The following is a 26,317-nucleotide window of genomic DNA, read 5'->3' on the forward strand; positions in this document are numbered from 1 at the left end:
GACAAGGAGTGGATACAATGGACATTCGTTTAAAATGGTATTACCGCCTTGGTTTTTTGCTTTTGTTACTTATTGTTTTATTTGTTTTTCTGAAACTACAGCCAATCTGGTTGCCCATTTTTAAAATTACAATGATCGTCGTACTCCCATTTATCATTGCAGCATTTATCTCATATTTACTACATCCCGTCGTGGAAACACTTCATGAAAATTATTTACCAAGATGGTTAGCCGTTTTAATAATATATACTCTGTTTTTTGGAAGTGTAAGTGTGGCGCTTTATAATGGTGTTCCTGCAGTTATACACCAGCTTCGAGATTTGACTGAAAACGCACCAAGCTTTGCCGATCAATACAGAGCGTGGATCCATGAGATTCAGGATAAAACCTCTACATGGCCTGAAGCCTTTCAAGAAAGGGTAGATACTAGCATTGTAGCCGTGGAAAAAATGCTTGATAACGCTCTAACAAAGGCTGTGAATTTAGGGATGGGAATTATTAATTCAGCCCTGCTCTTTGCTATCATCCCTTTTATCGCTTTTTACATGTTAAAAGATTATGAAAAAATAAAGAAGGCTGTTTGGTACATTACACCGAAAAAATGGCGGAGTGGGGGAACTCTGTTTTTAAGAGATGTAGACAAATCACTAGGCAGTTATATTAGGGGGCAGCTTTTAGTTTGCGTGATGATTGGTACGATTTCAGCTTTGTCCTTTTGGTTCATCGACTTAAGGTATCCGCTATTACTCGGATTAATTGTAGGAGTTACAAATATTATCCCCTATTTTGGCCCTGTTATCGGTGCTGTGCCAGCTGTTATCATTGCTGCTACAATTAGTGTGAAAATGATTGTCTTCGTAGTGATTATCATCGCTCTACTTCAATTTTTAGAGGGGAATATTCTTTCTCCCTTTATTGTTGGAAAGAGCTTGCATATGCATCCGTTAGTGATTATGTTCGCTCTTTTGGCAGGTGGAGAAATTGGTGGAATATTAGGATTGATCGTAGCTGTACCAATTATGGCTATTCTTAAGGTGAGCCTTCTTCATGCAAAGCAGCACTTTTCAAAGGAAGTATCCGATAATCAATTGATGTGACAACGTTGACAAATATAAAAGCATATAAGTATAATTCGTACTATAAAGTTCAAATACACGAAAACATGTTGAAGGAACAAGTATGTGATAGACCGTCTATAGAGAGGAATTTCCTTGGCTGAAAGAAATTCTAGACGAAGGATGACAGAAAGCTATTCCGGAGTGCAGCTAATTCCTGCCGTTAACCTGCGTTAAAGGTCTTTGAGAGATGAGTGCTTAATTTTGCATTCATAATCAGGGTGGTACCGCGAGCAAGCTCCTCGTCCCTGTTTTGGGATGAAGGGCTTTTTTTGTTGAAAAAAATGTTGGAGGGAAAATAAATGAAGAAGCTTACAGGCTCAGAAATTCGTAAAATGTATTTAGACTTTTTTAAAGAAAAAGGACATGCAGTGGAACCAAGTGCTCCACTTGTTCCTCATGATGATCCATCTTTGCTATGGATTAACAGTGGGGTAGCGACGCTAAAAAAATATTTTGATGGACGAGTCATACCTGATAATCCAAGAATCACAAATGCACAGAAATCTATTCGGACGAACGATATTGAAAACGTTGGAAAAACAGCAAGACATCATACGTTTTTTGAGATGCTTGGGAACTTCTCTATTGGAGAATACTTCAAAGTAGAAGCGATTCATTGGGCTTGGGAATTTTTGACAGATGAAAAATGGGTTGGGTTTGACAAGGAGAAGCTTTCCGTTACGATTCATCCAGAAGATGACGAAGCGTTTGACATTTGGAGAAAAGAAATTGGGGTGCCGGAAGAGAGAATTATTCGTTTAGAGGGGAACTTCTGGGATATCGGCGAAGGACCAAGTGGACCAAATACGGAAATTTTCTATGATCGTGGACCTGAATATGGAAGTGATGAAAGTGATCCAGAGTTATATCCAGGAGGGGAAAATGATAGATATTTAGAGGTTTGGAACTTAGTTTTCTCGGAATTTAATCATAATCCGGATGGTACATATACTCCACTTCCAAAGAAAAATATTGATACAGGAATGGGACTTGAAAGAATGGCTTCAGTTGTTCAAAATGTTCCTACTAATTTTGATACTGATTTATTTATGCCAATTATTCGTGCAACAGAAGAGATTTCTGGGGCAAAGTATGGGAATGGTAAAGAGTCAGATGTGGCATTTAAAGTCATTGCTGACCATATTCGTACCGTTGCTTTTGCTATTGGTGACGGCGCACTACCTTCCAATGAGGGACGAGGGTATGTGTTAAGAAGATTACTTCGTAGAGCGGTACGTTATGCTAAGCAAATTAACATCAACCGTCCATTCATGTTTGAACTAGTTCCTGTTGTTGGGGAAATCATGGTTGATTTTTACCCAGAAGTAAAGAATAAAACCGACTTTATCCAAAAGGTGATAAAGAATGAAGAAGAAAGATTCCATGAGACTCTGAATGAGGGGCTTCAAATTCTCGCAGCTGTTATCAAAAAAGAGAAAGAAGCTGGAAGCGATACGATTCAGGGCGCAGACGTTTTCCGTCTTTATGACACATACGGCTTCCCTGTAGAATTAACAGAGGAGTATGGTGAAGAAGAGGGAATGAAGGTTGACCACGCAGGTTTTGAGAGTGAAATGGAGCTTCAGCGTGAGCGTGCACGTAAAGCAAGACAAGATGTAGATTCTATGCAGGTTCAAGGTGGAGAACTTGGTGAGATTAAAGTAGAAAGTAAGTTTGTTGGTTACGATCAGTTACAGGTTGAATCAAAGGTTCTTGCTATCGTACAAAATGGTGTGAAAATCGACAAGGCAAGTGAAGGAGAAGAAATCCAATTAATACTAGATGTTACTCCATTCTACGCTGAGAGCGGTGGGCAAATTGCCGACCTTGGTATACTTTTGAGCAATGGTGTAAAAGCAGCGGTAAAAGACGTGCAAAAGGCACCAAACGGACAAAACCTTCATCGTGTACGGATTGAATCTGGTGAATTGCAGGTAAATGACCAGGTAGTTGCGGTTGTTGATGAGAACAATAGAGGGAAAATTATTAAGAATCATACGGCAACCCATTTATTACATCAAGCACTAAAAGATGTTCTTGGAACACATGTAAACCAAGCCGGTTCTCTAGTAGAACAAGATAGACTTCGTTTTGACTTTTCTCATTTTGGACAAGTAAAACCAGAAGAATTAGAAGAAATAGAAAAGATTGTAAACGAAAAAATTTGGCAATCTCTATCTGTTCAAACAGACTATAAGGCAATTGCTGAGGCAAAAGAGATGGGAGCTATGGCACTATTTGGTGAAAAATATGGTGATATCGTACGTGTGGTTCAAGTAGGAGATTATAGTTTAGAACTATGTGGTGGTTGCCATGTTTCAAATACTTCGGTCATTGGTCTCTTTAAAATTGTATCTGAAAGTGGAATTGGAGCAGGAACTCGTCGTATAGAAGCGGTGACGGGGGAAGGTGCATTTAAGCAAATGCATAGTCAAATCCAGATTTTAAAAGATGCGGCAGGAAAGTTAAAAACGAATCTAAAAGATGTACCATCTAGAATTGATGCAATGTTAAGTGAACAAAAACAGCTTCAAAAAGAAAATGAGTCTTTAGCAGCTAAGCTGGGGAATATTGAAGCAGGGAATTTGGTTAATAATGTAAAAGAAGTGAATGGTGTTCAAGTTCTGGCTGTTCGAATTCAAGGTGCTGATATGAACGGACTACGTAACATGGTGGATGATTTGAAGCAAAAGCTTGGCTCTGCTGTAATCGTACTTGGAAGTGTAAACGATGAAAAGGTAAACTTAATTGCCGGTGTAACAAAAGACTTAATTGAAAAAGGCTATCATGCCGGGAAAATTATTAAAGAAGTTGCTACTATTTGCGGAGGCAGCGGTGGTGGACGTCCAGATATGGCCCAAGCAGGAGGAAAAGATGCTGGAAAGCTGGATTCCGCACTAAGTTTTGTAGAGGAATGGGTCAAATCCGTTTGATATTCAAGAAAAGTAGTGTAAAATGAAGTAGATTAGACTACTAAATATTTCTTCCATTGGATAGATTTGATGATAGATACATCTACCTGAGATCAATTGTTAGCCAGCGATTACTAGATAAAGCGAGGTGCAATAGAATGAGTACATTTGATAAAACAATGAGGTTTAGTTTTCCAGAAGAGCCAATTGAACATGACGTGAAGGAAGTCCTTTTTCAAGTACATGAAGCTCTTCAAGAAAAAGGATATCATCCGATTAATCAAATTGTAGGTTACCTGCTTTCTGGAGATCCTGCTTATATTCCTCGTCATCGTGATGCTCGTAACATTATTCGAAAGCTAGAACGAGATGAAATTATTGAGGAGCTTGTCAAAAGCTATTTAAAAACACAACGAGAGGGCTCTTAACGTATGCGAATTCTCGGTCTTGACGTCGGTAGTAAAACGGTCGGCGTTGCGCTTAGTGATGAATTTGGCTGGACAGCGCAAGGATTAGAAACGATAAAAATTAATGAAGATGAAAGAATGTTTGGTTTTGATCAGATTGGTCAAATAATAGAAAAGTATGAAGTAGGAAAAATAGTAGTAGGGCTGCCTAAAAACATGAACGGAACCATTGGACCTAGAGGCGAAGCGAGTCAATTTTACGCAAGTGAGCTAGAAAAGAGATTTTCCTTGCCTGTATTCCTATGGGACGAGCGTCTAACTACGGTTGCTGCGGAACGTGTGTTACTAGAAGCGGATGTTAGTAGGAAAAAACGTAAAAAAGTAATCGACAAAATGGCAGCAGGTATGATCTTACAAGGCTTTTTAGATAGTCAAAAATAACTTGAGGTGATTTTCAATGCAACATGGAGAAAACAATATTACAGTAATTGATGAGGATGGTAACGAGCAACTTTGTGAGGTGCTTTTTACCTTCGATTCTGATGAGTTTGGTAAGTCTTATGTTCTGTATTATCCTATTGGTGCAGATGAAAACGACGATGAAGAAATTGAAATTCATGCGTCTGCTTTCGTTCCAACCGAAGATAATAATGATGGTGAGTTAATGCCTATCGAGACAGATGAAGAATGGGACCTAATCGAAGAAATGTTAAATACATTTTTAGAAGAGCAAGATGAAGAATAGAAAGTTAAAGGCGGATGGCATAGGCTATCCGCCTTTTTTTGCAAATTTCTACTTCTATTGTCGAAAAATATAGTATAATGATTCGAGAATAGTTATAAGGGAATAGTATGTATGAGCCCTGTGAATTGGAGGGGGAACTTTGTCAACGGAAGAGAAGAAAAAGAAAGAGAATACAGGTAACAAACCTAATAAAAAGGCAATAATCCGAGAAAAGATGATTGAGAGGGAAGGCGAAGCAAAAGTCGTAAGGAAAATTGTCTTTACTATTTCAATCGTATTGTTCCTGCTGGTAGCAATTACGGCTGGCGGCGGATATTTTTATATTAAATCAGCACTAAAACCTGTAGATCCAGAGAATAAAAAGGAAATGACAGTAGAAATTCCAATCGGTTCATCAGTTACTGGTATTGCAAACATATTAGAGGAACATGGAATTATTAAAGATGCACGTGTATTTAAATACTTTGTCAAGTTTAAGAACGAGTCAGGGTTTATGGCTGGTAACTATGAACTATCACCATCAATGACTTTGCCAAGTATCATTGAAAGCTTAAAAACAGGTAAAGTGGAGCAAGAAGTGGTGTTTCAAATTACCATCCCTGAAGGAAAACAGCTAAAAGAAATTGCAAAAATCATAGCAGAAAAAACAAATCATACAGAAGAAGATGTATTTACAAAATTAAATGACCGAGAATTCATACAAGCACTTATGAATAAATACCCTGATGTATTAACAGAGGAAATTCTTGCAGAAAATGTCAAATTCCCATTAGAAGGCTATTTGTTCCCTGCAACATATCCTTTCTATAAAGAAGACACAAAAATCGAAGAAATTATTATGGCCATGCTAGATCAGACGGAAAAGGTAATTAGTCAGTATGAAGGGGATATGGCTGTAAGGCAATATACTGCTCACCAACTATTAACATTTGCCTCATTAGTAGAAGAGGAAGCAACTGAGAAACTTGAGCGTGATCAAATTGCCAGTGTCTTTTATAATCGCATAGATACGGGGATGCCTTTACAGACAGATCCTACCGTTTTATATGCTCATGGAGAACATAAGGACAAGGTATTGTATAAGGATTTGGAAATTGATGATCCATACAATACTTACAAGTATCAAGGCTTAACACCAGGCCCAATAGCCAATGCAGGTACTGTATCAATTGAAGCTGTTTTACATCCTGCTGAGACGGACTTCCTATACTTTTTAGCAACGGCATCTGGTGATGTATTATTCTCGAAAACACTTGAAGAGCATAATGCAAAAAAAGCCGAGCACATCAATTGATCTGCTTCAAGGAGAAATGTTCGCATTTCTCCTTTTATTATGATAGAATAGTTCAAGTGTTTTTAAATAGCGTCAACCACAGAAGTTCATATTTAGCTGTGCTGAATCCCTGTGAATTGCTGTGAACGCTATTTTTTCATGTCTAAACAAAAGAGGTGACGCAGCTTGGAAACGGAGAAGCTGCATTCTTATATAGAAGAGCTCATTATAAATAGATCAGAACTACTCGAAGAAATGGAGCAATATGCGAAAGCTCATCATGTTCCCATTATGGAGTTGTCAGGAATCGAAACGATTCTTCAAATACTTAGAATTGCTCAACCCAAAAAGATTCTAGAGGTTGGTACAGCTATTGGATATTCTGCCCTTCGAATGGCCACTGTTCTTCCTGAAACGAACATCGTCACTATTGAGCGGGACAGTGAGCGTTATACGGTTGCGGAGGAATTTATTAAACGTGCAAATAAAGAACACCAAATTTCGATCATTAAGGGTGATGCGCTAGAAGTAGAGTTCCTTATTGAACAATATGGTTCTTTTGATGCCATTTTTATTGATGCAGCCAAAGGGCAATACAAGAAGTTCTTTGAGATATATTCAAAGTATTTAGGAGACAAAGGAATAATCATAACTGATAACGTCTTGTTTAAAGGACTAGTCTGTGAGGATACAATTGAGAGTAAAAGACTAAGAAGCATGGTTACAAAAATAAAAGATTTTAATCAATGGCTAATGGAACATGCAGAATACGATTCGGTCATTATTCCCGTTGGCGATGGAGTAGCAATTAGTAAAAAGAGGTGAAGAGAAAATGAAAAAACCAGAACTATTAGTCACACCAAAAACAATTGGAGATATAGAAGCATTATGTAAAGCTGGAGCGGACGCTTTGGTGATCGGAGAGGAACGCTTTGGTCTTCGTTTAGCTGGAGAATTTTCAAGAGAAGATGTAAAGAAAGCGGTAGAAATTGCCCATTCTTTTCAAAAAAAAGTGTATGTAGCAATGAATGCGATCTTCCACAATGAAAGCATAGACGCTTTATATGACTATGTAAGGTTTGTAAAAGAAGCAAGCGTGGATGCAATTATCTTCGGTGATCCAGCAGTTTTAATGGTAGCGAAAGAGGCTGCACCTGACATGCCGCTTCATTGGAATACAGAAACAACTGCAACGAACTGGTATACATGTAACTATTGGGGTAGAAAAGGGGCTAAGCGTGCGGTCCTAGCTAGAGAAATCAATATGGATGCGATTGTCGAAATGAAAGAACATGCTGACGTGGAGATTGAGGTACAGATTCACGGGATGACAGCCATGTTCCAATCCAAACGTTCACTACTAGGGAACTATTATGAGTATCAAGGTAAAGCACTAGAGGTTGAAAATCGCGTTCAAAATGCGAACATGTTCCTTCACGACAAGGAAAGAGAAAACAAATATCCGATTTTTGAGGATGCGAACGGAACACATATTATGAGTCCTAATGATATGTGTATGATTGATGAGCTAACAGAGCTCATTGAAGCAGAAGTGGATTCTCTGAAAATTGATGGTGTTTTACAAACATCGGAATACATTCTAAAAGTAACAGAACTATATCGAAAAGCAATTGATCTGTCTGTCGAAGATCCTGAGAAGTACGAAGAAGTAAAGGACGACTTATTACAGGAAGTTGAAAAGATTCAGCCAAAGAATCGTCCATTAGATACTGGATTTTTCTTCAAGGAGACCGTTTATTAATAAAACCATGTGTTAAGGAGGGAAAAAAGATGTCTATCGTATTAAACGATAAAATTTCAAAGATTGTGAATGGAAAGCGAGTAATTGTAAAAAAACCAGAATTACTTGCACCTGCTGGAAATCTAGAGAAATTAAAAATTGCTGTCCAATACGGGGCAGATGCAGTATTTATCGGTGGACAAGAATACGGACTTCGCTCAAACGCAGGGAACTTTACTTTTGATGAAATGAAAGAGGGAGTAGAGTTTGCTAAGAAATATGGTGCGAAGATTTATGTAACAACAAATATTTTTGCTCATAATGAAAATATTGATGGATTAGAAGAATATATTCTTGGTTTAAAAGGAGCTGGGATTGCAGGTATTATTGTTGCTGATCCTCTTATTATAGAAACATGCCGCCGATTAGCGCCTGAAATTGAAGTGCATTTAAGTACTCAGCAGTCTTTATCCAATTGGAAAGCGGTCCAATTCTGGAAGGAAGAAGGATTAGAACGTGTGGTACTAGCACGTGAAACGAGTGCGGAAGAAATTAGAGAAATGAAAGAAAAAGTCGATATCGAAATTGAAACATTCATCCATGGTGCAATGTGTATCGCATACTCTGGACGCTGCACATTAAGTAATCATATGACAGCTCGTGACTCAAACCGTGGTGGATGCTGTCAGTCTTGCCGATGGGATTATGACCTGTATGAGCTTGATCAACAAGAGGAAGTAGCTCAATTTAGCGAAGGGGATGCACCGTTTGCGATGAGCCCTAAGGATCTTAAGTTAATTGAGTCTATTCCTCAAATGATAGAGCTCGGTATTGATAGTTTGAAAATCGAAGGTCGTATGAAGTCCATTCACTATGTGGCAACCGTTGTTAGTGTATACCGTAAAGTGATTGATGCTTATTGTGCGGACCCTGAGAACTTTGTTATTCAAAAAGAATGGTTAGTAGAACTTGATAAATGTGCAAACCGTGATACAGCTCCTGCTTTCTTTGAAGGCGTTCCTGGGTATAAAGAGCAGATGTTTGGAAATCATAGCAAAAAGACAACTTTTGACTTTGCTGGATTGGTGTTAGACTATGATGCGGAAAATCAAATGGTAACACTTCAGCAGCGAAACTACTTTAAGCCTGGTCAAGAAGTAGAGTTTTTTGGACCTGAAATTGAGAACTTTACAACTGTTGTTGAAAAAATTTGGGATGAGGATGGCAATGAGCTGGATGCAGCAAGACATCCAATGCAAATCGTAAAGTTCAAATTAGACAAGCCGGTTTCCCCAAACAACATGATGCGGAAGGAGATTTAAACTAGCATGAAGCGCAAACCCGTTGTTATTGGTGTAGCCGGTGGCTCCGGCTCCGGGAAAACGAGCGTAACAAAATCTATATACGAGTCGTTTAAAGGGCATTCAATTTTAATGCTTGAGCAAGATTTTTATTATAAAGACCAATCGCATTTACCTTTTGAGGAGCGTCTAAAGACGAATTATGACCACCCGCTAGCATTTGACAATGATTTGCTAATTGAGCATATTGAAAGACTTCTCCGCTATGATGCGATTGATAAGCCTGTGTATGACTATAGTGTTCATACCCGTTCGAGTGATGTCATTCGTGTTGAGCCCAAGGATGTAATTATTCTTGAAGGGATTCTCGTATTAGAAGACGAAAGACTTCGTAACTTAATGGATATTAAGTTATACGTAGATACAGATGCAGACCTTCGTATTATTAGACGATTGGTAAGAGACATTAAAGAACGCGAGCGCTCAATGGATTCAGTCATTGACCAGTATGTAAATGTAGTAAGGCCAATGCATAATCAATTTATTGAACCAACGAAACGTTATGCTGATATTATTATTCCTGAAGGTGGGCATAATTTTGTCGCAATTGATTTGATGGTCACAAAAATTCAAACAATTCTTGAACAAAAATCATTTTTATGAAACAATAAAAAGCAGTAATGCAAATGTTTCCCAAAATAAGTCCAGGTGGACGTTTCATGCGCGCCCTTTTCATAAGGACGCGCTCCTATGCATTTACCGTAAGAAATAACTACATAAGATGAATACACAATCTATTTGGGGGTTGTGAAACTAGAAGGAGTGAAGGGTTTTGGCAACAGAAAAGGTTTTCCCGATGACTTTAGCTGGTAAAGAAAAATTAGAGCAAGAATTAGAACATTTAAAATCAGTAAAACGTAAAGAAGTTGTAGAGCGTATTAAAATTGCTCGTAGCTTCGGAGACTTATCTGAGAACTCGGAGTATGACTCAGCAAAAGAAGAACAAGCATTTGTTGAAGGTCGTATTACAACGCTTGAAAATATGATAAGAAATGCAAAGATTATTAAAGAGGATGAGCTGGCTACCGATGCGGTTGCTTTAGGCCGCTCTGTTACGTTTATTGAGCTTCCTGGAGGCGACGAGGAAACGTATTCAATCGTTGGAAGTGCAGAAGCAGATCCATTTGAAGGCAAAATCTCAAACGATTCTCCAATTGCCAAAAGCTTGATGGGTAAGAAGGTTGGAGACGAAGTAACGGTTCAAACGCCTGGTGGAGAAATGAATGTTCGTATTACAAATATTAAGTAAATTGGTTTGAAATAAGAAAACCTCGTCAACACTTTTGACGAGGTGTTTTTTATTATGTGGAGAAAACGGGCAGTGGTATTGTTAATTATTTGTATAACAGCAATTAGTCTCTTAATAGGAAGGCTTGTTCAAGTGCAGCTCGTTTCAACAGAAAACTTTACAACACATAACATTAATCTTCTTGAGGCAAGTGTCGTTCAACGCTCACAGCAAATGGTGATTGATAATGGAAGAGGTGGGTTTCTTGATCGCGATGGAGAGTCACTTGTTCACCGTAAGATTCCGGTTCTCATCCTTTTTCCTTTCTTAAAGAATATGGAGTGGGATAGTGAACAGATTGCAGACATAATAAATGTTCCTGTGGAATCAATTGAATACAGAGTGAAACAAGCGGAAGATCCTTTCGCTTATGGTGATCCAAACCCATTGAAACTAACAGAAGAACAAATGGAGCAAATTAATGCTCTGAAAATACCAGGTGTGTTTGCTGTAGAAAGAAAGTACGCCTTAACTGAATATCCAGCTGAGCAACTTATCGGTATTACGGGACAAAATACAGCTGAATTACAAAAACGATATCCTGATAAAGACTTATTAGAACAGACCGTGATTGGGTTAACTGGATTAGAAAAAAGCTTCGATGAATTTTTGCTTCCTGATGGAAATTCCAAGCTTATTTATCATGTTGATGCAAAGGGTGGACCATTGTTTGGAATTGATGTGAAATATGTGGAACCAGCCAATCCTTTCTATCCAGTCAATATTAAAACAACGATAGATAAAGATATTCAGGAAATGGCTGAAAATCTAGTTGATCAATATCAAATCAGTAAAGGGGGACTTGTCCTTCTAGACTTAGAGACGAACTCTGTCCTTGCTATGGTATCTAGACCCTTCATTAACAAGGAAAAGCCGTTTGAGGATGGTTCAAATGGTCTTAAGAATATGATGATTTCTGAGCAAATTGTTGGGTCTGTTTTTAAAACCGTAGTGGCTGGAGCCGCCATTGATTATGAACTTGACCTTCCCACTCGAATGTACGATTGTAGTAAAAAAATAAATGGTCAACCGGACTTAGTGTATGATCATGGTATGTTAAACTTTACGGATAGCTTTGCAAGAAGTTGTAACAATACTTTTGGTACGATTGCAAAGGAATTAAAGGAAATTGACCCTAATATACTCGAGGAATACGCGAATAAATTATCTCTCGTAGGTTCTGTTGGCTGGAATGGTGATATCTATCATTTCTCTAATTTTAGGCAACTTCAAGAAGAACAAAAAGGTCGTGTGTTTTTATCAGAGGATGCTAAAAATGATAAGAACTTTGTTGCTTTGACAGGAATCGGCCAGCATGAAGTACGTGCAACACCACTTGCCGTTGCCAATATGATGGGGACCATTGCGAAAGGTGGAGTAAGGGAGAGTGTCAGAGTCGTTTCAGAAGTGGAGTACAAAAACGGGAACTCACTACTTCCTTTCGAAAAGCAAGCTCTACCTGGAGAATCCATTTCTCCTTATACCGCAATGAAGCTTCAAAAATTATTGCGTGAAGTGGTTGTAAATGAAAATGGAACGGGGAGATGGTTTCAAGAATTGCCATATGCTGTTGCTGGGAAATCAGGAACAGCCGAAACGGGAATTTTTAAAGATGAGAAACAATTGCATAATAAATGGTTTGCTGGTTATTTCCCATATGATAATCCTAAATACGCTTTAGTAACAGTAAATTTAGGGGTTTATGGAGATGAAGGAGGAGTAAACGGATTATTTGCCGATATGGTAAAAAACTTATATAACTTTGATCAAAATGAGCCTCTGTCGAAACGTTAATGTATTTGTAACTTGATTGTCCTTTTCGATTTCCTGGTTAAATGGTAGAATGTATAGCGAGTTCGCTCTTAAAAGGATGTTCAAAAGAGGTCTAGGAGGTTCGTATGATGCAAGATGATTTTCAACAATCAAGGTTTAATCAAAGGTCGAAGCGTCGTAAAACAAATCTGATTTTAAATGGTCTCATTGGAATAGTATTGGTTTTAATTATTGTTGTTTCAGGGGTTATTTTTTTGGGAAACGATGATAAAGCTGCGACAGAAACAGAACAGGAACAAAATGTAGAAGCCTCAAATGAAGCGAATGAAGGAGAAGAGTCTTCAAAGGAAGAGACAGAAGGCTCTGACTCTGAAACGAATGAGGAAGACTCAACTTCTGACTCTTCGTCCTCAAATGAAGAGTCAAGCGAGGAAGCTAGCTCTAATGATAGCGAAGAAGTAATTGTGACAGAAGGTGGGGCGGATTCTAATGTAGTTAAAACCATTGTGAACCCAAATTGGGAGCCAATCGGAACGAGCCAAACAGGTGAACACACAAACGTGTATAGTGGTGTGGATTGGGATGAGATGGTTTCAGCTATTGAATATGCCACTGGGTTGACAGAGGCTAATATGACTATCAAGTTTCTTGGAAATGATGGTCATAATAAATCAAAAGGAACCGTCTTTTCAAAGGACAGAACCCAAATCTATCGCGTTTCCATTGAGTGGGTAGATGGGAAAGGTTGGAAGCCTGCATTAGTGGAAGAATTAGCGTCGATAGAATAAAACAATAGAGAGAGGTCTTTATAAGTGAAAATCGCAATTATTGGTGCAATGGAAGAAGAAGTAGCATTACTACGAGAGAATATCAGCAACCAGGAACAACAAACAATTGCTGGATGTGAGTTTACCACAGGTAATATGGATGGTGCTGAGGTAATCCTATTACGCTCAGGGATAGGGAAAGTCAACGCAGCAATGTCCACAACGATTCTACTAGATAGATTCAAACCTGATTATGTTATTAATACAGGATCAGCAGGAGGCTTTCATCCTGATTTAAATGTAGGCGATGTTGTTATCTCCTCTGAGGTTCGCCATCATGATGTAGACGTTACAGCATTTGGATATGAGTATGGTCAAGTACCACAGCTTCCTGCAGCGTTTGAGGCCAATTCCGGGCTTGTTGAGATCGCAGAATCAGCTGCACAGGAAATTGGTAGTGTGCAAGTTGTGAAAGGATTAATCGCAACGGGCGATTCTTTTATGAATGATCCAAAGCGTGTGGATGCAATCCGTGATAAATTTCTTAATTTACAGGCGGTTGAAATGGAAGCAGCGGCTATTGCCCAAGTTTCCTATCAATTTGGGATTCCGTTTGTGATCATTCGTTCATTGTCTGATATCGCTGGAAAAGAATCAGATGTCTCTTTTGAACAATATTTAGAAAAAGCAGCACTTCATTCAGCTTCTTTGGTAATGAAAATTGTTGAAAAGCTTAAAGGCTGATTGAACAACTTAGAAAAATTGCTATTAATTACATCCTCACTAACACAGCGTTCTATGATAAAGTAGTTTCATAGAACAAGAGAAGGTTGCAGGTGAGTGTAGTGAAAGATAGCAGTACTGGAAAAATGCTTGAAGAGAAAATGATTGACTTTAAAAGGTTTGCGGTTGTTTTACTTGCCGTAGGAAGCTTCTTTTATCTAGGTGTTATCATTCCATCAGGTGAAAAAATGCTAACCGATCTATATATTATGATGTGCTCATCTATGCTGTTTTTAGCAGGTTCTATTTACTTTTTTACTTTATCGAAGCAAATAAAAACAAAGCTTGATGACATAAATGAATAGAAAGATAGCTCTCAGCCTGCCTGAGGGCTATTTTTTTAGAAAATCATAAAAAAGGGGTTTACATAAGTGGTAATGGTGGATATAATTACCACTGTAAGCAATAATTTCTAAAAAGGAGGTCGAGTGAAATGATTAAATTATCTGTAGCAAATGAAAAGAAGACAACTAAATGTTTCACGCATTCGACCATTAGGAATGAATTGCTTAAGTAATTGATAACTTATGCCATTTCAAGCCGCATGGAGAATGTACTCTTGCGGCTTTTTATATGCCTAAAAGTCGCAGGGGGATCCTTGCGGCTTTTTCGTGTGCAAAAATAAGGAGGTGATAGATATGACCCTGAATATATTATTCTTAACAGTAACGATTAAAAAACGTAATGTGTCAGCTGCTGAATTTGAACGAGCAGAAAAGGCAAAAAAGCAATATGAAGCTACTCGCGATCGTATGCTTTCGATTCAACGATTATTTTAAGGTGAGGTTAATAACAAACTAAAAAATTTAGAAAGGTGGGAATAAAGATGATTTATTTCATGCAAGATCGTAAGGCAGTTTTCTGGGTGGAGAAAGATACCACCTAACGAATTTATGGTGAGGAGGGGAAATAGATGTTCCTCCGTGTACTTTTGCTATCTCTAGAGATGTATCGCTTAAGAAAACTAAAGAAGAGTTCTTCCCCCGGAGAAATCTCTTAGATCTAAGTGACTTAGCGCATTATGAAGGCTTCAGAAGTAACAAAATGTTCACATCCTTTTTCCGTTTCACCCTGAATTATATGGTACATTCGAAGTAACAAAAGGGAGAGAAGGGGTGGTAACATGTTCGCAATTGTTATGGGTTTAATTATATGCGGATCTGTAGGTTGTATCATTGCTGCCGAAGTTTCCGTAGAATAGAAGCTTGAAACACCGACCTCGCCGTCGGTGTTTTTTTATTGTTATTCCTTATTTAAATATAATTAAGTGGGACAGACAAATACGACCACCTCGCTTCATAGGTATTAACATGGGGGAAAGTCCTGAAAGTGGGGTGGATTAAATGTCCGGTATATTGACTGCACTTAGCTATTTAGTAAAGGAAATTGTATTTTTAGTTTCCTATGTTAAAAATAATGCGTTTCCACAACCATTATCATCCGCGGATGAAAAGAAATATTTACGATTAATGGCAGATGGTGATGCTCATGCTCGTAATATGCTTATTGAACATAATCTCCGTCTTGTCGCTCATATCGTCAAGAAGTTTGAGAATACGGGGGAAGATTCAGAGGATTTAATCTCCATTGGAACAATTGGATTAATTAAAGCCATTGAAAGCTATTCAGAAGGGAAAGGAACAAAGCTTGCTACGTATGCGGCTCGTTGTATAGAAAACGAGATTCTTATGCATTTACGGGCTTTGAAAAAGACAAAAAAAGATGTGTCCCTTCACGATCCAATTGGTCAGGATAAAGAAGGAAACGAGATCTCATTAATTGATGTCTTGAAATCAGAATCTGAGGATGTCATTGAAACCATTCAACTAAATATGGAGCTTGAAAAGGTAAAAGAATTTATTGACGTGCTGGATGACAGGGAAAAGGAAGTAATCGTTGGTCGATTTGGTCTCGATTTAAAAAAGGAAAAAACGCAAAGAGAGATTGCAAAAGAATTAGGCATATCAAGAAGCTATGTTTCAAGAATAGAAAAAAGAGCATTAATGAAGATGTTTCATGAATTTTATCGAGCGGAGAAGGAAAAGAGAAAGCGTGATTCTCAAAGTTAGAAAGTTGCAGGCATAGAGAGATCTATGCCTATTTGTATGTAGGGAAGGTCCGCACCCGCCTACACCAATATGGACAATGAACATACATTAATTAGTAGGATATAGTGTAAAGGAGGGAGAAAAATGCCATACGGTTACCCTTATCCATATGCTTATCAAGCACCATATTATGGTGGCGGAGGAGTAGCTTTAGCACTGCTTATCGTTTTGTTCGTATTGTTGCTCATATTCGGTGGTTGGTGGTATTTTGCTGGTTATAGATACTAATTTTTGGACCCATCATTAAGATGGGTCTTTCGGTTTTCGAAACTTTTCGTAGAGTTTCCGGAAAAATAAATTTATAATGAAATAGACAATGATTAGGAGGGGTATGGGATGACGAAAAGTAATACTTATTATGATGTATGGGACCTTGAAGTGTTTTATTCAGGGGGAAGTTCTTCTCAAGCATTTTTTAATCACATACATAGCTCAAAAGAAGAGGTTGAAAGGTTTCGAAGTAGGGTAACAGACTGGCAGCCATCAAATAAAATAACAGATCAAGAACAAATTGCAGAAATCGTTGAATTCTTTCAAAGAGTTGCGAAAGCGATTCGCCAGGCAGGGGCATTTGTTAGCTGTTTACATGCACAAAACACAAATGATAAGAAAGTTAGCGAACTTCGTGGGCAAGTAACGGAGCTTAGTGCGAGTTTACAAAATGCACTCACTGTTTTTGATCAAAAACTAACTACTTTCGACGATCAAATTTGGGAAGAGCTACTGCAGGTAGATGCTCTCCATCAATTGCAGTTTGTGTTAAATGAAAGACGCATCAATGCGTTAGAGAAACTTTCTCAGGAGGAAGAAAGTATCATCAATGCATTAAGCGTTGACGGTTATCATGGATGGGGCCAATTATATGATATCATCGTTGGAACGATTAAAGTTCCGTTTAAAGAAGGAAACGAAACAAAGGAATTATCAGTTGGGCAGGCAGCCAACAAGTTCTCACATCCTGATCCCATCGTAAGAAAATCCATTTTTGAAGGTTGGGAGGAATCCTGGTCTGAAAAAGCAGATTTTTTATCGAAAACTCTCAATCACCTTGCCGGATTCCGATTAAATACTTATAAACTTCGCGAATGGGAGGATGTTTTAAGGGAGCCTTTACAAATAAATCGTATGCAGAAGAAAACATTAGATACGATGTGGCAGGTTATTTCCGATGCCAAAGCCCCTTTTGTAACATTTTTAGAGAGAAAAGCGAAGTTACTAGGGAAGGATCGGTTAAGTTGGTATGACTTAGATGCACCCATCGGTCAGGTAGAATCAAAGGTTTCATATGAAGAAGGTGCTGAATTTATTATTGAGCATTTTTCACGTTTTGGAAAAGAAATGACTGGTTTTGCGAAAAAGGCATTTGAACAGAAATGGATTGAAGCTGAAGATCGCCCTGGAAAAGCACCAGGTGGTTTTCATACCTTTTTCCCTGAGAGCAATCAGTCAAGAATATTTATGACGTTCTCAGGAACACCTTCGAATGTTTCAACACTTGCACATGAATTAGGTCATGGCTTTCATACATATGCGATGAGAGATCAACATTATTTAAATAGAAATTATGCGATGAATGTAGCAGAAACTGCCTCGACCTTTGCAGAGATGATCGTAGCTGATGCTTCTGTCAAACAAGCGAGGAACCCAGAGGAAAAGCTAGCGTTATTAGAGGATAAAATACAGCGTTCAGTAGCATTATTAATGAATATACACGCTCGCTTTCTATTTGAAACACGTTTCTATGAGGAAAGAAAAAATGGGGTAGTAGGAACAGATCGTTTAAATCAATTAATGAAAGAAGCACAGGAAGAGGCATATGGTGGGGCACTAGCTGAATATCATCCTTTGTTCTGGGCCTCTAAGCTACATTTCTTTATCACAGGTGTTCCTTTTTATAATTTTCCTTATACATTTGGTTATTTATTCTCTTTAGGGATTTATGCAAAGGCACTAGAAGAAGGGGAAGGCTACGAGGAAAAGTACATTGCTCTATTAAAGGATACAGCATCTATGACGGTAGAGGAATTAGCTTGGAAGCATTTGAATGTTGATTTAACAAAGCCTGATTTTTGGGAAAAAGCAGTGCAACAATGTGTAGCTGATGTTGAGGAATTTTTATCGTTAACTTAAATGAGACAATATAGACACGGGCTTTTTAAGGCTGTGTCTATATTTTTTTTAATTTGAAAGGACTAACCATGAAAAAAGAAAGAATAATAATGAAAAAGAGGAACATCTCAGGAAGTAGGAACGGCAGAAATAGGTAGCTAAAGGTCAATAAGCAGCCAGCAGCTGTAATCGGTAAACCCGTAAAATAGCTTTGATTCTCACTAATATTAAAGCGAGCAAGCCGAAATGCCCCACAGGCGATATAAAAAATCGTAAAGAATGTTCCAGGAAAGTTAAACTCAAATAATATTCCTTGATAAATCAATAGTGCAGGTGCAACACCAAATGATATAATATCACTCATGGAATCTAATTGTTTGCCAAGCTCTGATTCAATATGAAGTTTTCGGGCAACCATTCCATCAAATCGGTCAACGAAAGCGGCAATGAAAATTAGTAAAAGGCTCAAATCTAAATTCCCTTTAAGGCTCTCAATCACTGCGAATCCACCAAGAAAGAGGTTGAAGAAAGTTAAAAGATTGGCCGTTTGAATCCTTAATTTTTTGAGCGTGTGATCGAGTACGTTTAATAAAAACAAATATGTCTCACCCCTATATTTAATGGATAAAAAACATCTTAATTATAAGTAATGATTGGTTATCTTGTTTTATTCGTTTATTGAGTGAGAATTTTCCCATAACGGAGGTCAATCCATTGTTTCAAACCATTTATCGTTTTATGATTGAATTAACCAATGGCAAATGGTCATCATTGCTGTTGAAGAGATTTGCTACATCAAATATCAGTCGTTATGTTGTTCCTCACTTCTCAAGAATCTATCAAATCAATACGGAGGAAATGGAAGGAAATCTCAAGGAATACACCACACTTCATGAATTCTTTATACGAAAGCTCAGGAATGGGAGTAGACCGATTGATCAGGATTTGCAAGCTGTTACTAGTCCAGTTGATGCCATACTTGAGGAAGTTGGTCCTATTTCAGAACAGAAATTAATTGAGGTGAAGGGGAAAACATACTCGATTGCAGAGATGCTAGGTAATGATGTGCTTTTACAGAAATACATACATGGTACCTTCATGGTTTTGTACTTAAGCCCGAGTCATTACCATCGTATTCATAGTCCAGTAGCTGGAAGGATTACAGCCAGTTGGTCTCTCGGACAGAAATCATATCCAGTGAATTCTCTTGGGTTAAAGTATGGGAAAAGTACCCTTTCGAAAAATTATCGGACAGTGACTGAAATCCAGCATCATATGGGTCATATAGCAGTGGTGAAGGTGGGAGCCATGTTCGTAAACTCAATAGAAGTTACACATGAGAATGATCATGTAGAAAAAGGGCAGGAACTCGCGTATTTTACATTTGGATCAACGGTCGTCTTATTGTTTGAGAAAGACTCCCTTCAATCAACAATAGAAAAATCGCTTCCTTTTCCTATTAAAGTGGGGGAAAGAATTGCGTTATTAAAAGAGACATGATATTGTTTTGTGAGCGCAAAGAAAAAAGCCCAAAGAAGGGCTTATTAGACAATGATTTTGTGAGTTAATGAACGACGGTGTATTTCTGTCTCAATTAGATAAATAAAATCTTTGCTTAGCTGTAGTTCTCTTGCTTTAAAATAGGATTCAACAAGCAAGTCATCCGATAATTTACGCAATGGAAATCACACCTTTCTTTTCATGAGAATGGTTCTAATGCATAGTGAATCAGCATAATATGTAGGCTATGTAGCTGTACTCCTACTCTATCAAAATTAATAAAACAGAACAACCGTTCTGTTATCCACAAGTTGTGGTGGATAACTTGTGATTAATTTGTTTATAAAAGAGTAATTCCTTTTTATGACAGTGTGAGTTTTGTGTATAAAGTTATCCACAGTGTTGAAGGAACGTGAAATTTGTCGAAAAATTTTCATTAATTTAATGAGGTGTAAGAAATGCTTAAAAAGTTTTTGCCAGATCAGCATGTCAAAAGTATTTTTGAAATTACCCCTGAAAGTCTAAAGGAAAAGGGTGTAAAGGCGATTATAACTGATTTGGACAACACTCTTGTCGAATGGGATCGTCCAAATGCAACACCGAATCTTATCAAATGGTTTGAGGAAATGAAAAAACACAATATTATAGTGACCATCGTGTCTAATAATAATGAAGGAAGAGTGAAAGCTTTTTCTGATCCACTGAATATTCCTTTTATTTTTCAAGCTCGTAAGCCGTTGGCAAGAGCTTTTAAAAAAGCTATGAAGCAAATGGGAACATCTAAAGATGAAACGGTGGTTATCGGAGACCAGCTACTTACCGATGTTCTAGGTGGTAATCGCAGCGGATTACACACCATTCTTGTTGTACCTGTTGCCTCAACAGATGGATTTGTGACCAAGTTTAATCGACTTGTTGAGCGGAGAATATTGAATTGGTTCCGTAAAAAAGGAATGATTGTATGGGAGGATTAAGTTTGAGTGAACAGTTTTCATGTATAGGCTGTGGGGTAAATATCCAAACAGAGGATAAGGAGGCATTAGGCTATGCGCCTCCATCAGCAATTGAAAAGGAAGTTATTATTTGCCAACGCTGCTTTCGTTTAAAACACTACAATGAGATTCAAGATGTTAGTTTAACAGATGATGACTTTTTAAAAATACTAAATGGATTATCCCAAACGGATGCACTGATTGTAAAAATTGTCGATATTTTTGACTTTAACGGTAGCTGGTTACCGGGATTACATCGTTTTGTAGGGAAGAATAAAATCCTGCTTGTTGGAAATAAGGTAGACCTTCTGCCTCATTCTGTAAAGCCAAATAAAGTTATTCAATGGATGAAGCGAGAAGCAAAAAAACTCGGTCTACATCCAGAAGATGTGTTTTTGGTGAGTGCACATAAGGGTCATTTTGTTCGTGAAGTAGCTGAAGCAATCGACGAGTATCGAAATGGCAAGGATGTATATGTAGTAGGTTGTACAAATGTTGGTAAATCAACATTTATTAATCGTATTCTTAAAGAAGTATCGGGAGAAGGGGATGTAATTACGACTTCTCATTTCCCAGGTACGACTCTTGATATTATTGAGATTCCACTTTCTGACGGTAAGCATCTCATTGATACACCAGGAATTATCAATCATCACCAAATGGCTCATTTTGTGAGCAAACAGGATTTGAAAATAATTACTCCAAAAAAGGAAATAAAGCCAAAAGTCTTTCAATTGAACGAAGGACAAACTTTATTTTTCGGAGGACTTGCACGATTTGATTTTATTAGTGGGGGAAGACAATCATTTGTTTGTCATTTTTCTAATGAAATTAATATTCATCGAACAAAACTTGATCATGCCGATGAGTTATACAAAAAGCATGTGGGTGACATGCTCTCACCTCCAAGAACAGATGAATTGGGAGAATTTCCATCACTCGTACGCCATGAATTTATGATTAAAGAGGAAAAAACAGATATCGTGTTTTCAGGTCTGGGTTGGATAACGGTAAACGAACCAGGTGTGAAGATTGCAGCGTATGTGCCTAAGGGTGTTCATGCAATGATTAGAAAATCACTTATATAATTTAGCTATTTGAGTATGTCAGCTTGATCAACCTCATGAAGTACTCTAGGCTACAATAAGGGAGAGGGAATTTTTTGAAAAAGCTGTATGCGGTAATAGGGGATCCGATCGCGCATTCGATGTCACCTGCCATGCACAATGATTTATTTGGCTATTATTATATAGATGCTCATTATCAAGCGCTTCATGTGAGAAAAGGAGACTTACAGAAAGCGGTCCTAGGATTAAAAGCGATTCAAATAAGTGGGTTTAATGTGACTGTTCCACATAAGGTTGATATCCTTCCGATGCTTGATCGTTTAGATCCTTTAGCAAAAGCAATTGGTGCAGTTAATACAGTTGTAAATGAGGATGGCGAACTTGTTGGTTATAACACGGATGGGGAAGGATCAGTAAAAGGGATTATGAATATTATTCCAAATTTGTTCAACCACCGAATTCTTATTGTTGGAGCTGGTGGGGCTGCAAGAGCCATTTATTTTACTTTAGCTTCAATGGGGATTACAAATATAGATGTGACCAATCGTACGAGTGAAAAAGCAGCAGAATTAATCGCTCAATGTCCATATACAGTTAACTCTAGCGTATTACTTCGTGAGGAAGCTGAGAAAGAGTTGGGCGATTATGATATTATCATTCAAACAACATCGATTGGTATGGCACCTGATGTAGAATGCCAACCGCTCTCATTACATAACTTAAAAGAAAATAGTTTTGTTAGTGATATTATATACAACCCACTTGAAACTCAATTTTTGCGTTTTGCAAAAGAAAAAGGGGCTCGTACGCAAAACGGAATAGATATGTTCGTTCTTCAAGGAGCATTAGCATTTAAAAAATGGACTGGAATTTTCCCGGACCAAAAAAGAATGGAAAAATTGGTTTTAAACCGATTAGGAGGATAAGGATGTTAACTGGTAAGCAGAAAAGATTTTTACGTTCGAAAGCACATCATCTAAACCCTATTTTTCAAGTAGGTAAAGGTGGAGTGAACGATAATATGATTAAACAAATCAATGAGGCCTTAGAGGTTAGGGAGCTTTTGAAAATAAGTGTGTTACAAAATTGTGATGAGGACAAGGACGAAGTAGCAGGTAAATTATCGTCAGGCTGTAAGGCAGAACTAGTTCAAGTTATTGGGTCAACCATTGTTCTATATAAAGAGTCTGAGGAAAATAAACAATTACAGCTTCCTTAACTAGAGGAGGTCCTTATGAGGAAAATTGGAATTTTAGGGGGAACCTTTGATCCGCCCCACAATGGACATCTGCTTATTGCAAACGAGGTATTAGAATTCTTAGGGCTAGATGAAATATGGTTTATACCTAATTCAAAGCCACCGCATAAATCAACAAGCGGGACGAGCACGATCCATCGAGTGACCATGCTTGAAAAGGCAATAAGTGATCATGCACATTTTAAAATTGAAAAAATAGAGTTAGACCGGAGTGGTCCGTCCTATACGTATGACACGATGAAACTTCTCCAAGAAAAAAATGATGGTACAGAGTTTTATTTTATTATCGGAGCGGATATGGTTGAGTATCTACCCAAATGGTACAAGATTGATGATTTAATGAAACTTGTTACTTTTGTCGGAGTGCAAAGACCAGAACACGTATTGCAGACAAGTTATCCGGTTATCTATTTAGATGTTCCGGAATTTGCCGTCTCTTCTAGTTTAATAAGAGAAAGAGTAAAGAATGGGAATACTATTCATTATCTTACCCCTGACTCCGTCATACAATATATAAAGGAGCATCAGTTATATGGATCGAGCGAAAGCGTTAGAGATTGTTAAAGAGCAATTAACCGACCATCGTTACAAGCATACACTAGGGGTAGAAGAAACCGCGGTAAGGCTAGCAAAAAAATATGGAGCAAATGAGAAACAAGCGGAGTTGGCAGCGATCTTTCATGATTATGCTAAGTTTCGTCCAAAGGAAGAAATGAAGCAAATCATCCTTCGTGAAAAAATGCCAGAGGAACTGCTTTCCTTTAACAGTGAACTTTGGCATGCTCCAGTAGGGGCCTATTTAGTGGAGAATGAAGTCGGTATTCATGATCATGAAGTACTAGAGGCCATTCGTTACCATACCTCTGGTAGGCCGCATATGTCATTGCTTGAAAAAATAATTTATGTGGCTGATTACATTGAGCCAGGAAGGGAATTTCCAGGTGTCGATGAGGTTAGAGAGGTAGCGGATAAGAATTTGAATGAAGCATTGTTATTATCCATTCAAAATTCAATCATTTTCTTAATAAAAAAGAAACGAGCAGTTTTTCCGTTAACGCTCCAAACGTATAACTATTTCATTCATTTAAAGGAGGACTGATTGGATGACCAATCGTCAATTATTAGAAACATCAGTAAAGGCAGCTGATGATAAGCGCGCAGAGGATATTGTTGTATTAAATATGCAGGGCATTTCACTAATCTCTGATTACTTTATTATTTGTCACGGGAACTCTGATAAGCAGGTTCAAGCGATTGCCAGAGAAATGAAGGAAAAGGCAATAGAAAATGGCTACATGGTAAAGAGAATGGAAGGCTTCGATGAGGCAAGGTGGGTCCTTCTTGATCTAGGGGATGTTGTGGCTCATATATTCCATAAAGACGAAAGAAGTTACTATAACCTCGAGCGATTATGGGGTGATGCACCAATAGAAAATATGGAAAGTGTTCTCGCTCAATGACGTATGGGAAATTTGCCTACCTTTATGATGAATTAATGAAGGATGTACCGTATGATGAATGGGTTTCAATCGTTACGGAAAAATGGAGCAAGTACGAGTGTAAAGGAAAAAAACTATTAGATTTAGCCTGTGGTACGGGTGAGCTATCTATACGCTTTGCGAAAGCTGGATTTGAAGTGACAGGTGTCGATTTATCAGCGGACATGCTTACGGTAGCGCAGATGAAAGCAGCGAATAACGGGCTAAAGCTTCCTTTTTATCAACAAAATATGGTGGAACTTGATTTATATGAGAGTTTCGATGTAATCGGCGTATTTTGTGATTCCTTAAATTATCTACAGACAGAAGAAGAAGTGATTGAAACGTTTGCAAAAATTTATGATTTGCTTGATGAAGATGGATTTTTTATATTTGACGTCCATTCTGTTCATAAAATCATGAATATATTTATGAATCAAACGTTTACTCATGATGAGGAAGATATTTGTTATATTTGGAACTGTTTTCAAGGAGACTATCCTCTTAGCATTGAACATGAGCTTACATTTTTTGTCCAGGATGATGAAAGCGGGAAATATGACCGTTATGATGAGTTTCATAGTCAGAGAACATTCCCTGTAGAAGTGTATAAAAATTGGTTAGAAGCAAGCGGCTTGTATGTAACAGATATCTTCTCTGATTTTATGGACGATTTATCCTCCGAGGCAGAAAGAATCTTTTTTATCGCTAAAAAGCAGGCATGAGAAAAAGGCTGATTGAAAATAATCAGCCTTTTTTTATATTATTGCAGGAATCATTACTTTTTTAGAGAATTATTTAAAGGAAACTGTTTTTGTGATTCAACCAAATCTTCTTCGAATTTTGTATGAGTGGCTTGAAATAAGTGCTCAAACACATCTCCAAGCTCTGCATCCAATACTTTAATTCCTTCCCACGTTACTCCGCCCTTAACACAAACTTTTTGTTGTAGGGTTGGAAGTGTATAAAATCCTTTTCGAAGCAATTCCCCAAGCCCTATTAACATTTCACTAGCAAGCGTCGTTGCAGTAGCTTCATCTATTTTTGTTTCAGCTACTGCTGCATCAATAAATCTTTGCGTTAAGTAACTGAAAAATGCTGGTCCACAACTAACGATATCTGAGCCTACTCTTGTAATATCCTCGTTAATGGAGACCGGTGTGGAAATGGCTTCAAACAACTGAAGTAGCTTATCCTTCCATTCCCTCGTACAGCTATCACCGAACGTTAGTAGAGATACACCTGCTAGTGCCCTATTGGTAATGCTTGGTATAGCCCTGGCCACCGAACAGTCGACCACAGATTCAATTTGATTAACACTGATAGGACTCGTGATGGAAACAACACATTTCTCTGGTAATAAAAATGGTTTGATTTCCATTAATACCTTTTGGATGTCTTTTGGTTTTATGCATAAGAACAGCACATCTGATACCCTTGCTACGCTTTTAGCATCAGAAAGTACGGCGATGTCAGTATACACTGCTTTTATATTCATTGCTTTACTAAGCGTTCGATTTGTCACATTCATAAAAGAAGGGGAAATGGCTTTTCCATCAATAAGTGCCTCAATTAATATCCTCCCCATATTCCCTGTACCAATCACTCCGATTTTCAATGTACTTCCCTCCTTCACA

At 37.9% G+C, this 26,317-nt stretch carries 31 protein-coding genes and 1 other annotated feature; of the genes, 28 read left to right on the top strand and 3 right to left on the bottom strand.

Going from position 1 to position 26,317, the window contains the following annotated elements; translation table 11 throughout:
- The first annotated feature begins 17 nt into the window (after positions 1-17).
- The 19 genes from ACQ5H4_RS09930 to ACQ5H4_RS10020 all read left to right on the top strand — a co-directional run bounded on the left by ACQ5H4_RS09930 (position 18) and on the right by ACQ5H4_RS10020 (position 18,406).
- Entirely contained in the window at positions 18-1,097 is a 1,080-nt protein-coding gene (locus ACQ5H4_RS09930) for an AI-2E family transporter (RefSeq protein WP_430774779.1), read from the top strand.
- A gap of 59 nt (positions 1,098-1,156) precedes the next feature.
- Positions 1,157-1,368, top strand: a binding site (T-box leader).
- 49 nt (positions 1,369-1,417) lie between these two features.
- Positions 1,418-4,051 carry an alanine--tRNA ligase gene (alaS, locus tag ACQ5H4_RS09935; protein WP_430774780.1) on the top strand — a complete coding sequence of 878 codons (2,634 nt, stop codon included), beginning with the start codon at positions 1,418-1,420 and terminating at the stop codon, positions 4,049-4,051.
- Positions 4,052-4,188: 137 nt separating this feature from the next.
- Positions 4,189-4,458, top strand: coding sequence for an IreB family regulatory phosphoprotein (locus ACQ5H4_RS09940; protein WP_430774781.1), 270 nt, complete (start codon positions 4,189-4,191; stop codon positions 4,456-4,458).
- Positions 4,459-4,461: 3 nt separating this feature from the next.
- Positions 4,462-4,878: a Holliday junction resolvase RuvX gene (ruvX, locus tag ACQ5H4_RS09945; RefSeq protein WP_430774782.1), complete on the top strand. Its 417-nt coding sequence runs from the start codon at positions 4,462-4,464 to the stop codon at positions 4,876-4,878.
- 16 nt (positions 4,879-4,894) lie between these two features.
- Entirely contained in the window at positions 4,895-5,182 is a 288-nt protein-coding gene (locus ACQ5H4_RS09950) for a DUF1292 domain-containing protein (protein WP_119709219.1), read from the top strand.
- Positions 5,183-5,396: 214 nt separating this feature from the next.
- Positions 5,397-6,476 carry an endolytic transglycosylase MltG gene (mltG, locus tag ACQ5H4_RS09955; RefSeq protein WP_430774947.1) on the top strand — a complete coding sequence of 360 codons (1,080 nt, stop codon included), beginning with the start codon at positions 5,397-5,399 and terminating at the stop codon, positions 6,474-6,476.
- 165 nt (positions 6,477-6,641) lie between these two features.
- Complete coding sequence (locus tag ACQ5H4_RS09960; RefSeq protein WP_430774783.1) at positions 6,642-7,280, top strand: O-methyltransferase; 639 nt, start codon at positions 6,642-6,644, stop codon at positions 7,278-7,280.
- 7 nt (positions 7,281-7,287) lie between these two features.
- Positions 7,288-8,217, top strand: coding sequence for a peptidase U32 family protein (locus tag ACQ5H4_RS09965; RefSeq protein ID WP_430774784.1), 930 nt, complete (start codon positions 7,288-7,290; stop codon positions 8,215-8,217).
- 29 nt (positions 8,218-8,246) lie between these two features.
- Positions 8,247-9,518, top strand: coding sequence for a peptidase U32 family protein (locus ACQ5H4_RS09970; RefSeq protein WP_430774785.1), 1,272 nt, complete (start codon positions 8,247-8,249; stop codon positions 9,516-9,518).
- Positions 9,519-9,524: 6 nt separating this feature from the next.
- Complete coding sequence (gene udk, locus ACQ5H4_RS09975) at positions 9,525-10,160, top strand: uridine kinase (protein ID WP_430774786.1); 636 nt, start codon at positions 9,525-9,527, stop codon at positions 10,158-10,160.
- A gap of 169 nt (positions 10,161-10,329) precedes the next feature.
- Positions 10,330-10,806, top strand: coding sequence for a transcription elongation factor GreA (greA, locus tag ACQ5H4_RS09980; protein WP_160547680.1), 477 nt, complete (start codon positions 10,330-10,332; stop codon positions 10,804-10,806).
- Positions 10,807-10,860: 54 nt separating this feature from the next.
- Positions 10,861-12,639: a peptidoglycan D,D-transpeptidase FtsI family protein gene (locus ACQ5H4_RS09985; protein WP_430774787.1), complete on the top strand. Its 1,779-nt coding sequence runs from the start codon at positions 10,861-10,863 to the stop codon at positions 12,637-12,639.
- A gap of 107 nt (positions 12,640-12,746) precedes the next feature.
- Complete coding sequence (locus ACQ5H4_RS09990) at positions 12,747-13,406, top strand: DUF1510 family protein (RefSeq protein ID WP_430774788.1); 660 nt, start codon at positions 12,747-12,749, stop codon at positions 13,404-13,406.
- A 24-nt stretch (positions 13,407-13,430) separates the two neighbouring features.
- A complete protein-coding gene (mtnN, locus tag ACQ5H4_RS09995; RefSeq protein WP_430774789.1) occupies positions 13,431-14,129 on the top strand; it encodes a 5'-methylthioadenosine/S-adenosylhomocysteine nucleosidase in 699 nt (232 codons plus the stop codon).
- 92 nt (positions 14,130-14,221) lie between these two features.
- Entirely contained in the window at positions 14,222-14,473 is a 252-nt protein-coding gene (locus ACQ5H4_RS10000) for a YrhC family protein (protein ID WP_430774790.1), read from the top strand.
- A gap of 333 nt (positions 14,474-14,806) precedes the next feature.
- Entirely contained in the window at positions 14,807-14,947 is a 141-nt protein-coding gene (locus ACQ5H4_RS10005) for a YrzI family small protein (protein WP_391560241.1), read from the top strand.
- A gap of 564 nt (positions 14,948-15,511) precedes the next feature.
- Complete coding sequence (gene sigK / locus ACQ5H4_RS10010) at positions 15,512-16,237, top strand: RNA polymerase sporulation sigma factor SigK (protein WP_066049924.1); 726 nt, start codon at positions 15,512-15,514, stop codon at positions 16,235-16,237.
- Positions 16,238-16,360: 123 nt separating this feature from the next.
- Positions 16,361-16,504: a hypothetical protein gene (locus ACQ5H4_RS10015; RefSeq protein ID WP_340904705.1), complete on the top strand. Its 144-nt coding sequence runs from the start codon at positions 16,361-16,363 to the stop codon at positions 16,502-16,504.
- A 108-nt stretch (positions 16,505-16,612) separates the two neighbouring features.
- Positions 16,613-18,406, top strand: coding sequence for a M3 family oligoendopeptidase (locus ACQ5H4_RS10020; RefSeq protein WP_430774791.1), 1,794 nt, complete (start codon positions 16,613-16,615; stop codon positions 18,404-18,406).
- A 37-nt stretch (positions 18,407-18,443) separates the two neighbouring features.
- Here the strand turns inward: ACQ5H4_RS10020 and pssA are convergent, their stop codons facing one another.
- Positions 18,444-18,983 carry a CDP-diacylglycerol--serine O-phosphatidyltransferase gene (pssA, locus tag ACQ5H4_RS10025; protein ID WP_430774792.1) on the bottom strand — a complete coding sequence of 180 codons (540 nt, stop codon included), beginning with the start codon at positions 18,981-18,983 and terminating at the stop codon, positions 18,444-18,446.
- Between the two features lie 116 nt (positions 18,984-19,099).
- Here pssA and ACQ5H4_RS10030 point away from each other — a divergent pair, with 116 nt between their 5' ends.
- Entirely contained in the window at positions 19,100-19,885 is a 786-nt protein-coding gene (locus ACQ5H4_RS10030; protein ID WP_430774793.1) for a phosphatidylserine decarboxylase, read from the top strand.
- Between the two features lie 44 nt (positions 19,886-19,929).
- On the opposite strand, the gene ACQ5H4_RS10035 is transcribed toward ACQ5H4_RS10030, so the two are convergent.
- Entirely contained in the window at positions 19,930-20,064 is a 135-nt protein-coding gene (locus tag ACQ5H4_RS10035) for a sporulation histidine kinase inhibitor Sda (RefSeq protein ID WP_119709206.1), read from the bottom strand.
- A 279-nt stretch (positions 20,065-20,343) separates the two neighbouring features.
- Here ACQ5H4_RS10035 and ACQ5H4_RS10040 point away from each other — a divergent pair, with 279 nt between their 5' ends.
- The 8 genes from ACQ5H4_RS10040 (at position 20,344) to ACQ5H4_RS10075 (ending at position 25,405) form a co-directional block, all read left to right on the top strand.
- Positions 20,344-20,859: a YqeG family HAD IIIA-type phosphatase gene (locus ACQ5H4_RS10040; protein WP_340904699.1), complete on the top strand. Its 516-nt coding sequence runs from the start codon at positions 20,344-20,346 to the stop codon at positions 20,857-20,859.
- On the top strand, positions 20,847-21,965 hold the full coding sequence (yqeH, locus tag ACQ5H4_RS10045) for a ribosome biogenesis GTPase YqeH (RefSeq protein ID WP_430774794.1): 1,119 nt from the start codon (positions 20,847-20,849) through the stop codon (positions 21,963-21,965). The genes ACQ5H4_RS10040 and yqeH overlap by 13 nt, the downstream gene beginning before the upstream one ends.
- Before the next feature lie 74 nt (positions 21,966-22,039).
- Entirely contained in the window at positions 22,040-22,870 is an 831-nt protein-coding gene (aroE, locus tag ACQ5H4_RS10050) for a shikimate dehydrogenase (RefSeq protein ID WP_430774795.1), read from the top strand.
- 2 nt (positions 22,871-22,872) lie between these two features.
- Positions 22,873-23,163, top strand: a complete 291-nt coding sequence (yhbY, locus tag ACQ5H4_RS10055; protein ID WP_430774796.1) for a ribosome assembly RNA-binding protein YhbY — start codon at positions 22,873-22,875, stop codon at positions 23,161-23,163.
- 15 nt (positions 23,164-23,178) lie between these two features.
- Positions 23,179-23,766 carry a nicotinate-nucleotide adenylyltransferase gene (locus ACQ5H4_RS10060; RefSeq protein WP_430774797.1) on the top strand — a complete coding sequence of 196 codons (588 nt, stop codon included), beginning with the start codon at positions 23,179-23,181 and terminating at the stop codon, positions 23,764-23,766.
- Positions 23,735-24,301: a bis(5'-nucleosyl)-tetraphosphatase (symmetrical) YqeK gene (yqeK, locus tag ACQ5H4_RS10065; RefSeq protein ID WP_430774799.1), complete on the top strand. Its 567-nt coding sequence runs from the start codon at positions 23,735-23,737 to the stop codon at positions 24,299-24,301. Before ACQ5H4_RS10060 ends, yqeK begins: the two co-directional genes overlap by 32 nt.
- 4 nt (positions 24,302-24,305) lie before the next feature.
- Positions 24,306-24,662, top strand: coding sequence for a ribosome silencing factor (gene rsfS, locus ACQ5H4_RS10070; RefSeq protein ID WP_430774800.1), 357 nt, complete (start codon positions 24,306-24,308; stop codon positions 24,660-24,662).
- The gene (locus tag ACQ5H4_RS10075; RefSeq protein ID WP_430774801.1) at positions 24,659-25,405 is read left to right on the top strand and encodes a class I SAM-dependent DNA methyltransferase; all 747 of its coding nucleotides are present in this window, start codon (positions 24,659-24,661) and stop codon (positions 25,403-25,405) included. Before rsfS ends, ACQ5H4_RS10075 begins: the two co-directional genes overlap by 4 nt.
- A gap of 53 nt (positions 25,406-25,458) precedes the next feature.
- Here the strand turns inward: ACQ5H4_RS10075 and comER are convergent, their stop codons facing one another.
- A complete protein-coding gene (comER, locus tag ACQ5H4_RS10080; protein WP_430774802.1) occupies positions 25,459-26,298 on the bottom strand; it encodes a late competence protein ComER in 840 nt (279 codons plus the stop codon).
- Positions 26,299-26,317 lie beyond the last annotated feature (19 nt).

The sequence above is a fragment of the Bacillus coreaensis genome (assembly GCF_050586445.1).
In the GTDB taxonomy this organism is placed as follows: domain Bacteria; phylum Bacillota; class Bacilli; order Bacillales; family Cytobacillaceae; genus Robertmurraya_A; species Robertmurraya_A coreaensis.